This is a genomic window from Streptomyces kunmingensis, from assembly GCF_039533535.1.
GTDB lineage: Bacteria > Actinomycetota > Actinomycetes > Streptomycetales > Streptomycetaceae > Streptomyces > Streptomyces kunmingensis.
Genome location: NZ_BAAATS010000017.1, coordinates 387,780 through 401,608, shown reverse-complemented (window position 1 = coordinate 401,608; position 13,829 = coordinate 387,780). Strand labels below are relative to the sequence as shown.

General features: G+C 71.3%; 12 protein-coding genes. 5 read left to right on the top strand and 7 right to left on the bottom strand.

Annotated elements, in window-relative coordinates; translation table 11 throughout:
• Nucleotides 1–87: 87 nt before the first annotated feature.
• The 5 genes from ABD366_RS21270 to ABD366_RS21250 form a co-directional block, all read right to left on the bottom strand.
• Nucleotides 88–1,158: an aspartate-semialdehyde dehydrogenase gene (locus ABD366_RS21270; RefSeq protein ID WP_324771341.1), complete on the bottom strand. Its 1,071-nt coding sequence runs from the start codon at nucleotides 1,156–1,158 to the stop codon at nucleotides 88–90.
• Nucleotides 1,158–2,444 (bottom strand): aspartate kinase, encoded by a 1,287-nt coding sequence (locus tag ABD366_RS21265; RefSeq protein WP_324771342.1) that lies wholly within the window; start codon nucleotides 2,442–2,444, stop codon nucleotides 1,158–1,160. Before ABD366_RS21265 ends, ABD366_RS21270 begins: the two co-directional genes overlap by 1 nt.
• Nucleotides 2,445–2,681: 237 nt before the next feature.
• Nucleotides 2,682–3,344: a DUF5063 domain-containing protein gene (locus ABD366_RS21260; RefSeq protein ID WP_324771343.1), complete on the bottom strand. Its 663-nt coding sequence runs from the start codon at nucleotides 3,342–3,344 to the stop codon at nucleotides 2,682–2,684.
• On the bottom strand, nucleotides 3,337–3,936 hold the full coding sequence (gene recR / locus ABD366_RS21255; protein ID WP_018529216.1) for a recombination mediator RecR: 600 nt from the start codon (nucleotides 3,934–3,936) through the stop codon (nucleotides 3,337–3,339). The genes ABD366_RS21260 and recR overlap by 8 nt, the downstream gene beginning before the upstream one ends.
• A 63-nt stretch (nucleotides 3,937–3,999) precedes the next feature.
• The gene (locus ABD366_RS21250; RefSeq protein WP_324771350.1) at nucleotides 4,000–4,344 is read right to left on the bottom strand and encodes a YbaB/EbfC family nucleoid-associated protein; all 345 of its coding nucleotides are present in this window, start codon (nucleotides 4,342–4,344) and stop codon (nucleotides 4,000–4,002) included.
• 312 nt (nucleotides 4,345–4,656) lie between these two features.
• Here ABD366_RS21250 and ABD366_RS21245 point away from each other — a divergent pair, with 312 nt between their 5' ends.
• The 3 genes from ABD366_RS21245 (at nucleotide 4,657) to ABD366_RS21235 (ending at nucleotide 7,748) form a co-directional block, all read left to right on the top strand.
• Entirely contained in the window at nucleotides 4,657–5,391 is a 735-nt protein-coding gene (locus ABD366_RS21245) for an SLATT domain-containing protein (protein WP_324771344.1), read from the top strand.
• Nucleotides 5,392–6,229: 838 nt separating this feature from the next.
• Complete coding sequence (locus ABD366_RS21240) at nucleotides 6,230–6,943, top strand: GntR family transcriptional regulator (protein WP_324770467.1); 714 nt, start codon at nucleotides 6,230–6,232, stop codon at nucleotides 6,941–6,943.
• A gap of 154 nt (nucleotides 6,944–7,097) precedes the next feature.
• Nucleotides 7,098–7,748 carry a hypothetical protein gene (locus ABD366_RS21235; protein WP_324770466.1) on the top strand — a complete coding sequence of 217 codons (651 nt, stop codon included), beginning with the start codon at nucleotides 7,098–7,100 and terminating at the stop codon, nucleotides 7,746–7,748.
• A 61-nt stretch (nucleotides 7,749–7,809) separates the two neighbouring features.
• Here the strand turns inward: ABD366_RS21235 and ABD366_RS21230 are convergent, their stop codons facing one another.
• Entirely contained in the window at nucleotides 7,810–9,165 is a 1,356-nt protein-coding gene (locus ABD366_RS21230) for an aspartate aminotransferase family protein (RefSeq protein WP_324770464.1), read from the bottom strand.
• Nucleotides 9,166–9,404: 239 nt separating this feature from the next.
• On the opposite strand from ABD366_RS21230, the gene ABD366_RS21225 reads away from it, so the two are divergent.
• On the top strand, nucleotides 9,405–11,252 hold the full coding sequence (locus tag ABD366_RS21225; RefSeq protein ID WP_344442251.1) for a serine/threonine-protein kinase: 1,848 nt from the start codon (nucleotides 9,405–9,407) through the stop codon (nucleotides 11,250–11,252).
• A gap of 242 nt (nucleotides 11,253–11,494) precedes the next feature.
• Here ABD366_RS21225 and ABD366_RS21220 read toward each other — a convergent pair whose 3' ends face one another.
• A complete protein-coding gene (locus ABD366_RS21220; protein WP_324769664.1) occupies nucleotides 11,495–12,778 on the bottom strand; it encodes an adenylosuccinate synthase in 1,284 nt (427 codons plus the stop codon).
• Nucleotides 12,779–12,950: 172 nt separating this feature from the next.
• On the opposite strand from ABD366_RS21220, the gene ABD366_RS21215 reads away from it, so the two are divergent.
• Nucleotides 12,951–13,796 carry a diacylglycerol kinase family protein gene (locus tag ABD366_RS21215; RefSeq protein ID WP_324769663.1) on the top strand — a complete coding sequence of 282 codons (846 nt, stop codon included), beginning with the start codon at nucleotides 12,951–12,953 and terminating at the stop codon, nucleotides 13,794–13,796.
• Nucleotides 13,797–13,829: the final 33 nt, after the last annotated feature.

Here is a 13,829-nt window from a genome sequence, read left to right as displayed (position 1 = left end):
CTACGAGCCAATCCGAATATGGGAAGAGGGAGATCGTCAGACGGACACAGGAGAGTCGCAGATCACGGCGTGGATCATCCGCGCCCGCTACGCCCCGATGAACTCGGCCGCGACCAGCTCGGCGATCTGCGCGGTGTTCAAAGCGGCACCTTTACGGAGATTGTCCCCGCACACGAAGAGTTCGAGCCCGGCCGGGTCGTCCAGCGAGCGGCGCAGGCGGCCCACCCAGGTCGGATCGGTGCCCACCGCGTCGGCGGGCGTGGGGAATTCACCGGCCGCCGGATTGTCGAAGAGGACGACGCCGGGCGCGGTCGCGAGGATCTCGCGGGCCTTGTCCACGGTGACCTCGCTCTGGAAGCGGGCGTGGACGGTGGCGGAGTGCGTCGTGACGACCGGCACCCGCACGCACGTGACGGCCACCTTGAGATCGGGCAGCCCGAGGATCTTGCGGGTCTCGTCCCGCACCTTCATCTCCTCCGACGACCAGCCGTCCTCACGCAGCGAACCGGCCCACGGTACGACGTTCAGCGCGACCGGCTCCGGGAAAGGACCGGTCTGCTCGCCGACGGCCCGGCGCACGTCGCCCGGGCTGGTCCCCAGCTCCGTACCGGCGACGAGGGAGAGCTGGGCGCGCAGGGTCTCGACGCCGGCGCGGCCCGCCCCGCTCACCGCCTGGTAGCTGGAGACCACCAGCTCGCTCAGGCCGAACTCGGCGTGCAGCGCGCCCACGGCCACGATCATCGACAGGGTCGTGCAGTTGGCGCTGGAGATGATCCCGCGCGGCCGCACGCGCGCGGCGTGCGGATTGACCTCGGGGACGACGAGCGGCACGTCCGGGTCCATCCGGAAGGCGGCCGAGTTGTCGACGACCACGACGCCCTTGGACGCCGCGACCGGCGCCCACTCGGCGGCGACCTCGTCGGGCACGTCGAACATGGCGACGTCGACCCCGTCGAAGACGGACTCCTCCAGGGCCACCACCTCGACCTCGGCGCCGCGCAGGGTGAGCTTGCGCCCCGCCGAGCGCGCCGAGGCGACGAGCCGGATCTCGCCCCAGATGTCCGCGTGCTGCGACAGGATCTGCAACAGCACCGCGCCGACGCTCCCGGTCGCTCCCACGACCGCGAGCGTCGGACGCCCTGCGGGGTTCGAGGCCATCAGCGGCCGGTGCCTCCGTAGACCACGGCCTCGTCGGAGTCCGAGTCGAGTCCGAAGGCGGAGTGCACGGCGCGCACCGCCTCGTTCACGTCGTCGGCGCGCGTGACGACGGAGATACGGATCTCGGAGGTGGAGATCAGCTCGATGTTGACGCCCGCGTCGGTGAGCGCCTCGAAGAACCCGGCCGTGACACCCGGGTTCGTCTTCATACCGGCGCCGACCAGCGAGATCTTGGCGATCTGGTCGTCGTAGCGCAGCGAGTCGAAGCCGACGCTGGGCTTGATCCGCTCCAGCGCGTCGATGGCCTTGCGGCCCTCGGTCTTGGGCAGCGTGAAGGAGATGTCCGTCAGCCCGGTCGACGCCGCCGACACGTTCTGGACGATCATGTCGAGGTTGATCGCGGCGTCCGCGACGGCCCGGAAGATCTTCGCGGCCTCGCCCGGCTTGTCCGGCACACCGACGACGGTGACCTTCGCCTCGGAGGTGTCGTGCGCGACACCGGAGATGATCGCCTGCTCCACGGCCTTGTCCCCTTGCTGCTTCTTCTCGAACGGCTCGTTGCTGACCCAGGTGCCCTTCAGCCCGCTGAAGCTGGACCGCACATGGATCGGGATGTTGTACCGGCGGGCGTACTCCACACAGCGGTGGAGCAGCACCTTCGACCCGGAGCTGGCGAGCTCCAGCATGTCCTCGAAGGAGATCCAGTCGATCTTCCGCGCCTTCTTCACGACGCGCGGGTCGGCGGTGAACACACCGTCGACGTCGGTGTAGATCTCACAGACCTCGGCGTCGAGCGCGGCGGCCAGCGCGACAGCCGTGGTGTCCGAGCCACCACGCCCGAGGGTCGTGATGTTCTTGCCCTCCTGGCTGACGCCCTGGAACCCCGCGACGATCGCGATGTTGCCCTCTTCGATGGAGGTCCGGATGCGGCCGGGCGTGACATCGATGATCCGGGCCTTGTTGTGGACCGAGTCGGTGATGACGCCGGCCTGGCTGCCCGTGAACGACTGCGCCTCGTGGCCCAGGTTTTTGATCGCCATGGCCAGCAGCGCCATGGAGATCCGCTCTCCGGCGGTCAGCAGCATGTCGAATTCGCGCCCGGCAGGGATCGGGGATACCTGCTCGGCGAGATCGATCAACTCATCCGTCGTGTCACCCATCGCGGACACCACGACAACCACCTGGTTGCCGTTCTTCTTGGCGTCCACCACGCGCTTGGCGACCCGCTTGATGCCCTCGGCATCGGCTACGGAGGAGCCTCCGTACTTCTGCACGACAAGGCCCACGTGCGCTCCTCGCTCAGTCCGTCTGTCACCACATGTACGTATGCGTACTGCGGTCGGCTCAGTTTAACGAGCGGCCGAAATCCGCCCCGGTGATATCGCATCGTGAGATGTCCCGCTCACGACGTGATCACCCAGGATTCGGTTACGGGGTCCGGCCGCCCGATCAAGCACATGCCCAACGCCGACCGGGGCAAGCGGAAAGTGGGACAGGTCACTCGCCGGGCTCATGGGACGGACTCACTTGACGGGGCGCAGACCCAGCGGGCCCGCGATCTCCTCGACCATGACCTGCCCGGCCTCCTCCGCGAGGGCGTCCTCGGTGCCGAGTTCCTCGTCGGTGTCCAGGCCGTCCAGGTCGTCGAGCGGCTGGTTCAGCCGCACGTGCGCCACCAGGGACTGGAGCGCGCGCAGGGTCGCCGACGCGGTGGAGCCCCAGTTCGAGAAGTACGAGAACTGCCACCACCACAGCGCCTCCGTGACACGGCCCGCGCGGTAGTGGGCCATGCCGTGGCGCAGATCGGCGACGACGTCCGTCAGGTCGTCGGAGATCCGGGCCGCGACCCGGGCCTTGCGGGGCTCGTACGGGTCGAAGACCTCGGAGTAGACGTCGACCGGCTCGAGCATCACGGCCAGCCGCTGGCGCATCTCGTCCACGTCCGGCTCGGGGCCCAGGTCCGGCTCGTAGCGCTCGTCCGGGACGATGTCCTCGTGCGCGCCGAGCCGGCCGCCGGCCAGCATCAGCTGCGACACCTCGAGCAGCAGGAACGGAATGGCGGAGTCGGGCTCGTCACCCTTCGCGATCTCCGTGACCGCGACGATGAAGGACTCGATCTGGTCGGAGATCTGGACCGCGAAGTCGTCCGGATCCGGAGCGGTGGCATGCAGCGTGGCGTCAGACATCTAGAAGTCGTCTCCCCTCGAAGGCCCGGCCGAGGGTGACCTCGTCCGCGTACTCCAGGTCGCCCCCGACGGGGAGGCCGCTGGCCAGGCGGGTGACCTTCAGGCCCATGGGCTTGATCATGCGGGCGAGGTACGTCGCTGTCGCCTCGCCCTCCAGGTTCGGATCGGTGGCGAGGATCAGCTCGGTGACCGTCCCGTCGGCGAGGCGCGCGAGCAGTTCCCTGATCCTCAGGTCGTCCGGGCCCACGCCCTCGATCGGGCTGATCGCGCCGCCGAGCACGTGGTACTTGCCGCGGAACTCGCGGGTGCGCTCGATGGCGACGACGTCCTTGGGCTCCTCGACGACACAGATGACGCTGAGGTCGCGGCGCGGGTCCCGGCAGATGTTGCAGAGCTCCTCCTGCGCCACGTTGCCGCACGTCGCGCAGAAGCGGACCTTCGCCTTGACCTCCATCAGGGCCTGGGCGAGACGTCGTACGTCCGTGGGCTCCGCCTGCAGGATGTGGAAGGCGATCCGCTGCGCGCTCTTGGGACCGACGCCGGGCAGCCTGCCCAGCTCGTCGATGAGGTCCTGGACCACGCCTTCGTACACGGGTCGGATGCCTTCCGGTCGGTGGTGCTCGTGTCCTGATACGTACGGTAGTCGGCGCGGGCCCTAGAAGGGGAGGCCCGGGATCCCGCTGCCGCCGCCGAGGCCCTGGGCGAGCGGACCGAGCTTCTGCTGCTGGAGCGTCTGCGCGTTCTCGTTCGCCGCCTGGACCGCCGCGACCACCAGGTCGGCGAGGGTCTCGGTGTCCTCCGGGTCGACCGCCTTCGGGTCGATGACGAGGCCGCGCAGCTCGCCGGAGCCGGTCACCGTCGCCTTCACAAGTCCGCCGCCCGCCTGGCCCTCGACCTCCGTCTGCGCCAGCTCCTCCTGAGCCACCGCGAGGTCCTGCTGCATCTTCTGGGCCTGCTGGAGCAGCTGCTGCATGTTGGGCTGGCCACCACCGGGGATCACGATCAGCTCCTGTTCCGGATTCGTCTTCGACACCGTCTATTTGTCACCGTCCGAGAGCGCACCCGCGGGGCGCGCCCATGAAATGAGCCTACGTGGTCCGGGGGGCGCTCGCCCCGGCACCTCGCACTGCACTCTTTCGAGTGAGATGCGCCGCTTTCCTATACCTGATGAAGGCCCACGTCTGAGCGGAAAACCCGCGAAAACGGGGCCCTGGCCACCCATTGGGCGGTAGGAAGATGCTGCACATTCAGCCCTGACCGCAACCGTTCATCACCATCCGTAACCATCCGTGACCAGTCGAGGGAGTGCCGGGTGAGTCAGCCGGAGATGCAGCCCGAAGGACCGCCCCAGGAGGGGCAGGGCGAGGGCCGCAGCACCTCGGACGACCTCACGGGGCGTGCGTTCCCGCTCGGCGACTGGGCCGAGCCCGCCGAGCGGCTCGACGAGCTGTACCGGTGGGTCGAGGACGGGGCCCTGCGGACCGCCGGCTGGTACCTCGCCGACCGGCGGTGGAAGCGGCGGGCGGCGCGGGTGCTGCGCGGCGGGACGGTGTGCGGGGCGCTCTTCGGGGGCGTCATGCCGCTGCTCGATCTGACGGGGGTGCTGGACGGGGCCGCGCTCTGGGGGTACCTCGCGCTGCTGCTCGCGGTGGCCTGCGTCGGCTGCGACCGCCACCTCGGCCTGACGTCCGGCTGGATGCGGGACGTGGCCGCGGCGCAGGCGGTGCAGCGGCGGTTGCAGGTCCTGCAGTTCGACTGGGCGTCGGAGTGCGTACGCGAAGTGCTCGGCCCGACCGAGGGCACCGCCGGTGAGGCCGCCGAGCGCTGTCTCTCCGTGCTGCGGCGCTTCTCCGAGGACGTGACGGAACTGGTCCGCTCCGAGACCGCGGACTGGATGGTCGAGTTCCGCTCCGGCCCCGCGCCCCTGACCATGCAAGCCACGATCCCGTCCCCGTCCCGCCCCCCGGACCCCCCGCAGGGCCGCTTCCCCCTCCCCCCCAACACCCGCCCGAACATGCCCCGCCAACGCCCTCCGGAACCGCGCTAGCCCTCCCGGGGGGGCTGGATCTGTGCGGGGCGCGGTCCTTCTGGGCGGCATCTATGCGGGGCGGGGTTGCCCACCCACCTGGATCGAAGCGGGCCGGGGTTGCCCACCGACCCGGTCAGAGGTGGGGCGGCGTTACCCACCCGCCCGGGTCGAAGCGGGCCGGGTCGCCTACCCACCCGGGGCGAAGCGGGGCGGGGTTGCCCCGCCCACCCGGGTCGAAGCGGGCCGGGGCTGCCCCGCCCACCCGGTCAGACGCGGGCGGGGTCGCCCACCCGCCGGGCCAGACCCGGGCCGGGGTCGCCCGCCCGGGCCGCTCCGGCCGGGGCGCCCGGGCGGGGCCCGACGGCGACGCCGGGGTCGAGGGGACGGAGTCCCCTCGAACAGGCGGGGGCGGGTGGGTGGGTACACGGCGGGACGCACGGCGACGGCGGGACGCTACGCGGCGAGAGCCGGGGCACCCGAACCCGGGCCCACGCAACACAGACCCCGCCAGAGCACTGCCCCCCGCACCACACCCGGGCCCACCCAACACCGACCCGACTCCCCACCCGGGCCCACCCAACACCGACCCGACTCCCCACCCGGACCCCCACAACACCGGCCCGCCACAACACGGCCCCCACCCAACACCCGCCCCGCCAGAGCACAGCCCCACACCCACAACCCGGATCCCCACAACACCGGCCCGCCACAACACGACCCCCACCCAACACCCGCCCCGCCAGAGCGCGACCCCACACCCACAAACCCAGGCCCCCCAGCCCCCGGCCCCCACCTAGCGCGCGGGCCCGCCGAAGACTGCCGAACCGCCGGAGGCATAGGGTTCGGGGAGACAACGATGCCAGCCACCCCGGGGGACCCGCCCGTGCCCGCTTTTGACGGTCCCGCCGTCACCCGCAACACCCTGCGCCAGCAGATCGCGGACGCGTTGCGCGACGAGATCCTGGCGGGCCGGCTCAGCCCCGGCCAGGAGTTCACGGTCAAGGAGATCGCCGAGGGGTACGGGGTCTCCGCGACCCCGGTCCGCGAGGCCCTGGTCGACCTGACCGCGAAGGGCCTCCTCGACTCCGCCCAGCACCGCGGCTTCCGCGTGCACGAGTACTCCCTGGCGGACTACCGCGCGATGATCGAGGCCCGCAGCCTCGTCGCCGACGGCATCTTCCGCGGACTGTCCGAGCAGGACGACCCGCGACTGCCGGGCGCCCTCGCCGGAGTGCGCCGCCGCGGCGAGGAGGCGGCCCGCGCCGCGGGGGCCGGTGACCTGAACGTCCTGATCGGCTACGACCTGCGGTTCTGGCGCGAGCTGTCCGTACTGTTCGGCAACGCGTATCTCTCCGACTTCTTCTACCGGCTGCGCGTCCAGTCCTGGATGTGCGCGGTCCCGTACCTGCGCCGCGCCGGCGACCTGCGGGGCAGCCTGTGGTCGGGCCACTGCGACCTCGTGGACGCCCTGGCCCGCCAGGACGCCCCGGCCGCGCACGCGATCATCGCGACGTACAACAGGGACTCGCTGCACCTGATCGAACGCCTCGCGGGCGAGACCGGCGCCTGAGCCCGGCGTCTGAACCCGGCACCCGCACCCCGCCCCGGCACCGGCACCGGCAGGACAGGCAAGACAGGCAAGGCAGGGCTGCACGGCGCCCCCGCGCATTACCCTGGCGTACGCCGAGAACACGCCGCGCAACCCGGAGTCCTAAGGAGCCCCCTTGGCCTGTGACCTGTGGCTCGTCCCCCTCGTCGACGTGCTGTGCCACAGCCCCGACAACCCCTTCGCCGAAGAACTCGCGCTCTACGACAAGGCGTTGCACGAGGCAGGCCTGCCCTCGGTACCGGTCTACGCGTACATGCCGGGGCTCTCCGGCGACGTGGCCCCGGTCGCGGGGTTCGACTACGACGCGCTGCATTTCCTGCGCCGGGCGTATCTGCTGCAGATGTGCGGCCTCGCCGTCACGCCGGTGGACGAACTGGGCGGTGACTACGAGCAGTTGCTGGAGATGTTCGAGTCGACGGCGCAGGCTTCCCATCTGGTGTGGCACTACGACCACGCGGGCGCGTACGTCCCCGTGGACTTCCCCACGCCGCTGTCGAACGACGAACTCCTGGAGGGCGGCGGCCCGTTGGGCTCGTCCCACGTGCTGCTGCGCGAACTGGAGTACGTGGCGCCGGCGATCGGGATAGACCCGGCGAACCCGCCCCTGCCGCCGACCCCGCCCGCCGCGCCGACCGCCCTGGAGGAACCGGCCGCGCCCGTCCCCGCAGGCGAGGGCCCCTTCGCCCGGGAGCGCCATGTCTGGCTGGGCCTGCACCAGGCGGCGACCCGCAGCCTGGCCCAGGGCTCGATGATCATCTTCAGCTGAACCGGCGCGGGACGCAGGGGGCGCCACCCGGGCACCCCCTGCCCCCGCCGCAGGGCCTGTCCTACGCCACGTGCTCGTCCGCCACGCTCAGCGCCGCGTCCAGCGCGGCGAGTCCCTCCTTGGCCTCGGCCTCCGTGATGTTGAGCGGCGGCACCACGTGCGTGCGGTTCATGTTCACGAAGGGCCACAGCCCCTGCTTCTTCGCGGCGGCGGCGAAGGCGGCCATCGGCGCGTTCGCCTCCCCGGCCGCGTTGTACGGCACCAGCGGCTCCCGCGTCGCCCGGTCCCGTACGAGGTCGAGCGCCCAGAACATGCCGGTGCCGCGCACCTCGCCCACCGACGGATGCCGTTCGGCCAGCTCCCGCAGCCCCGGCTCGATGACCTCCGCGCCGAGCTTCGCCGCGTGCTCGACGATGCCCTCCTCCGCCATCACGTTGAGGGTGGCGACGGCTGCGGCGCAGGCCAGCGGGTGCCCGGAGTAGGTGAGGCCGCCCGGGTAGGGGCGCTTGGCGAACGTCTCGGCGATCGCGCCGGAGATCGCCACGCCGCCTAGCGGCACGTACCCCGAGTTGACCCCCTTCGCGAAGGTCATCAGGTCCGGCGTCACCCCGTACAGATCGGCGGCGAACCACGTACCCGTACGGCCGAAGCCCGCCATGACCTCGTCGAGGACGAAGACGATGCCGTACTTGTCGCACAGCGCGCGGACCCCGGAGAGGTAGCCCTCGGGCGGCAGCATGATGCCCGCCGTGCCCGGCACCGTCTCCAGGATGATCGCCGCGATCGTCGACGGGCCCTCGAAGGCGATCGTCGACTCCAGGTGCTCGAGGGCGCGCTCGCACTCCTGCGCCTCCGTCTCCGCGTAGAAGCGGGAGCGGTAGAGGAAGGGCGCCCAGAAGCGGACGACGCCGGCCGTGCCGGTGTCGCTGGCCCAGCGGCGCGGGTCACCGGTGACGTTCACGGCCTGCTGGGTGCCGCCGTGGTACGAGCGGTACGCGGAGAGGACCTTCGGGCGGCCCGTGTGCAGGCGGGCCATCCGCAGGGCGTGCTCGACGGCGTCGGCGCCGCCGTTGGTGAAGAAGATCTTGTCGAGGTCGCCGGGGGTGCGCTCGGCGATGAGGCGTGCGGCCTCGGAGCGCGCCTCGACGGCGAAGGCGGGCGCGAACGTCGTCATCGTCGCGGCCTGCTCCTGGATCGCCGCGACGACCTTCGGGTGCTGGTAGCCGATGTTGGTGAAGACGAGCCCGGAGGAGAAGTCGAGGTAGCGGTTGCCGTCGTAGTCCCAGAAGTACGAGCCTTCGGCACCGGCGACGGCGAGCGGATCGATGAGCTCCTGTGCGGACCAGGAGTGGAACACATGTGCACGGTCCGCGGCCTTGACGGCGGCGCCGACCTGGGGATTCGGCTGAGGGGTCATGGGGCGAGGGTAAATGCGCGTTGCACCCGTACACCATCGGCGTCCTGTCTGTGGGACGCCACCGGACGCGACACCCTGTCGCCCCGGCCCGGGGCCGTGGCGCCGCCGGTGATCGTCACAGAGCGGCGACCTTACAGATGCGTACCGTTACTGAACCGTAGAAGCCACTCCTGTCCTTTCTGTCGTAAGTCCCCACTATTCTCAGTCTGTTGGGCATTTACGGGGGAGGGTGGCGCGACATGGAAAGGCTCGAGGGAAGCATCGGCGCGTACCGGCTGCTGGGCCGGCTGGGCGCGGGCGGTATGGGAGAGGTGTATCTGGCGCGCTCCGAGCGCGGCCGTACCGTCGCGGTGAAGGTGGTGCGCCAGGAACTGGCGGAGCAGGAGGAGTTCAGAACGCGGTTCCGGCAGGAGGTCCGGGCGGCTCGGCGGGTCGGCGGCGCGTGGACGGCGCCCGTACTCGACGCGGACACGGAGGCGGAGATCCCCTGGCTGGCGACCGGCTATGTCGCGGGTCCGGCCCTCCAGCAGGTCGTCTCGCACGACTACGGCGCGCTCCCGGAGCGTTCCGTGCGCATCCTCGCGGCCGGTCTCGCGCACGCGCTGAAGGACATCCATGCGGCGGGGCTGATCCACCGCGACCTCAAGCCGTCGAACGTACTGGTCACCATCGACGGCCCGCGCGTCATCGACTTCGGTATCGCGCGCGCCCTGGAGACCGTCACCGACGGCGGGCTCACCCGTACCGGCGTGCTCGTCGGCTCGCCCGGCTTCATGGCGCCCGAGCAGGTGCGCGGCGACCGGATCACGCCGGCGTGCGACGTGTTCTGCCTGGGTTCGGTGCTCGCGTACGCGGCGACGGGCGCGCTGCCCTTCGGCACGTCCAACAGCGGGGTGCACGCCCTGATGTTCCGTATCGCCCAGGAGGAGCCGGACCTGACGGGCCTCCCGGAGGGGTTGCAGGACCTCGTCCGGGACTGTCTGCGCAAGCAGCCCGCGGAGCGCCCGTCGCTGGAGGAGATCCTGGAGCGCACCGGCGCCGAGGACACGCTGGGCGACGGCGGCCGCACCCGCGACCCGTGGCTGCCGGGCGCGCTCGTGGCCCAACTGGGCCGCCACGCCGTGCAGTTGCTGGACGCCGAGGACCCGGCCCCCGCGCCCGCGCCCGCTCCGGCACCTGACCCGGCCTCGTCCCCCGCACCTGAGGCGGGGAAGCCCGATCCCGTGCCGCCGCCCGGAAAGCCGGGCGCCGCGCCGCTGAATCATCTGCCCACGATGGTGGTCGGCCAGGACCCCCAGGCCGCGGCCCCGGCACCGGCTCCCGCCGCGCCCCCGCCCGCGCCCGCCGCGCTCAACCCGCCCGCGTACGGCTACCCGCACCAGCCGCACCCGTCCGCCTACGGCTACCCGCAGGGGGCCTGGGGCGGGACTCCGCCCTACGGCCCGGGTGCCGCGCCTCTCGTCGCCCCGCAGCAGGAGCCGCCGCGCCGGGGCCGTTCCACGGCGGCGCTGGTCGCGGTCGCGCTGATAGTGGCGCTCGGCGCGGGCGGTTCGGTCTACGCCCTGATGAAGGACGACGGCGATCCGAGCACGACGGCCCAGGACGACCAGCAGTCGCCGTCGCCCACGGCCCCCGTCCAGCCGGGTCCCGACTCACCGGCGCCGACGCCCACGCCCACGCCCGCGCCGTCCACCGAGCCGGAGCGGACCCCGCAGTCCGCGGCGGGCGAGATCCCCACGAAGTTCCTGGGCACCTGGACGAGCGGGATCGACAACGAGCGGGGGCATCACCCCCGCCGCATCGTCCTCCAGCAGGGCGAGACGGGTGACACGGTGCTGTCCATGACGGCCGACGGCACGCAGAAGGACGGGAAGCCCTACCACTGCGTGTTCCAGGGCACGCTGACCTCGGCGACGGACTCCACGCTGCGGATCGGCAACACGGACCCGGTGGTCGCCGAGCCGCCGCCCGCCTGCACGCCCGGCAAGCCGAGCACGATCACGTTCCTGTCCTCGGGCCAGCTGCGCCGCGTCATGATCGACTCGGCCGGCAAGCGACAGGTCCTGACGTACGACAAGTCCGACTGAGAGCCCGTCTTCGCGGACCGGCCTGTTTCGTGGACCGGCCAGTCGCCGTGAACCAACCAGTTTCGTGGACCGGCCAGTCTTCGTGGACCGGCCTGTTTCGTGGACCGGCCAGTCCTCGTAGACCGGCCAGTCCTCGTAGACCGGCCAGTCCTCGTAGACCGCAACGACCCGCGCCCCGGCCCGCCGAAGCGGACCGGGGCGCGGAGGGTGCGCGGCGAGCGGATCGCCCGCGGACTCGTCGCCTACAGGAACGAGTTGACCTGGATCGTCTCGTCGCGGCCGGGGCCCACGCCGATCGCCGAGATCGGGGCGCCGGACATCTCCTCGAGCGCCTTGACGTACGCCTGCGCGTTCTTCGGGAGGTCCTCGAAGGTCTTGGCCTTCGTGATGTCCTCCGACCAGCCGGGGAGCATCTCGTAGACCGGCTTCGCGTGGTGGAAGTCGGACTGCGAGTACGGGAGCTCCTCGACGCGCTTGCCGTCGATCTCGTACGCGACACAGACCGGGATCTGCTCCCAGCCGGTGAGGACGTCGAGCTTGGTGAGGAAGAAGTCGGTGAGACCGTTCACGCGGGTCGCGTAGCGGGCGATCACCGCGTCGAACCAGCCGCAGCGGCGGTCACGGCCGGTGGTCACACCACGCTCGCCGCCGATGCGGCGCAGCGCCTCGCCGTCCTCGTCGAACAGCTCGGTCGGGAACGGACCGGCGCCGACGCGGGTCGTGTACGCCTTGAGGATGCCGATGACGCGGCTGATCTTCGTCGGGCCGACGCCGGCACCCGTGCAGGCGCCGCCCGCGGTCGGGTTGGACGACGTGACGAAGGGGTACGTGCCGTGGTCGATGTCCAGGAGCGTGCCCTGGCCGCCCTCGAAGAGCACGACCTTGTCTTCGTCGAGCGCCTTGTTGAGGATCAGGGTCGTGTCGGCGACGTAGCCCTTGATCTGCTCCGCGTAACCGAGGAGCTCCTCGACGACCTGCTGGGTCTCGATGGCGCGGCGGTTGAAGACCTTGGTGAGGAGCTGGTTCTTGCCCTCGAGGGCCGCTTCGACCTTCTGGGTGAGGATCGACTCGTCGTAGAGGTCCTGGACGCGGATGCCGACGCGGTTGATCTTGTCCGCGTACGTCGGGCCGATGCCGCGACCGGTGGTGCCGATCTTGCGCTTGCCGAGGAAGCGTTCCGTCACCTTGTCGACGGTCACGTTGTACGGCGTGATGATGTGCGCGTTACCGCTGAGCAGGAGCTTGGACGTGTCGACGCCGCGCTCGTTCAGACCGCTCAGCTCGGAGAGCAGGACCGACGGGTCGACGACGACACCGTTTCCGATGACCGGCGTGCACTCCGGCGAGAGGATTCCGGAAGGGAGGAGATGCAGCGCGTACTTCTGGTCGCCTACGACAACCGTGTGGCCGGCGTTGTTGCCGCCCTGATAGCGCACTACATAGTCCACGGAGCCACCGAGCAGATCGGTGGCCTTTCCCTTGCCTTCGTCACCCCACTGAGCACCGAGCAGCACAAGTGCGGGCACAGGCGTACACCCCTTCCGGTCGGGGCATGTCCAAGGTCAGGGGCCGCAGCCACTGATGAATGCGTAAGCCTTGGGGTACCCCGGAATAGACCAAGCCCCTGGCGCAATAGCGCAAGGGGCTCTTGCACAAAGATGCTACCCGAGGAAGCGAGGCAAGGCCGAGGTGGCGGCTTTGGACCATCCCACTGACCGGACGGACGAGGGGCTGTCGCGGCAGATTCTGGTGCTCGTGGACCCCCTCGCCCGGCGCTCGGACGGGGAGTCCGTGCGGATCGCCAAGGACGTGTTGTGCGCGGGTGCCACCGTCAAGGTGTGCCTGCCCGAAGGACCGGAGGAATTCGCGAAAGCGCTGGCCAGACGGGGTGCGCGCCGCCCCGTGGTGGTCGGTGACGACCGTGCGCTGCTGCGTGCGGTGTCCTTGCTGCACCGGGAGCGGGAGCTGTCCGGGGCGGTGCTCTCGATGGTCCCCGTGGGCGGTGCGGTCTCCCTCGCACATTCGCTCGGAATTCCTACGGAGACGGTGGCGGCGGCGCGGGCCGCGCTGGACGGGGCGGAGCGCCGGCTCGATCTGCTGGTGGACGACAGCGACGGGGTGGTCCTCGGTGATCTGCGGATCCCGCCGGTCGCGGAGGGGCCCTCGGGGGCGGCCGTCGCGGCGCCTCCGTGGCTGCGCACGTGCCGTTCGCTGGTACGCACCCTCGCCGCGCGCCCCGCACGCCCCCCGGCCCCGGAGTCGGGGGCGCCGGCGCGGCTGCGGGTCGAGGTGGACGGGGTGACGCTGATCGACCTCGACCAGCCGGTGGAGGGCGTCTCGGTGGGCCCGGCCACGGGCACGGGCCTCGCGCGGGTCGAGATCCGCCGGGCGGCGGGCTCGCCCCCGCTGCACGCGGTGGCCCGCACGATCAGCGTCTCCGGCGCCGATTTCCGCTACCGGACGGACGCGCTGGCGATCGGCGGCCCGGTCCGCAGACGGACCTGGACGGTGCGGGTGGGGGCGTGGCGCCTGGCACTCCCGTGAGACGCCGGCCCCGGTACGGCCACCCACCCCGGC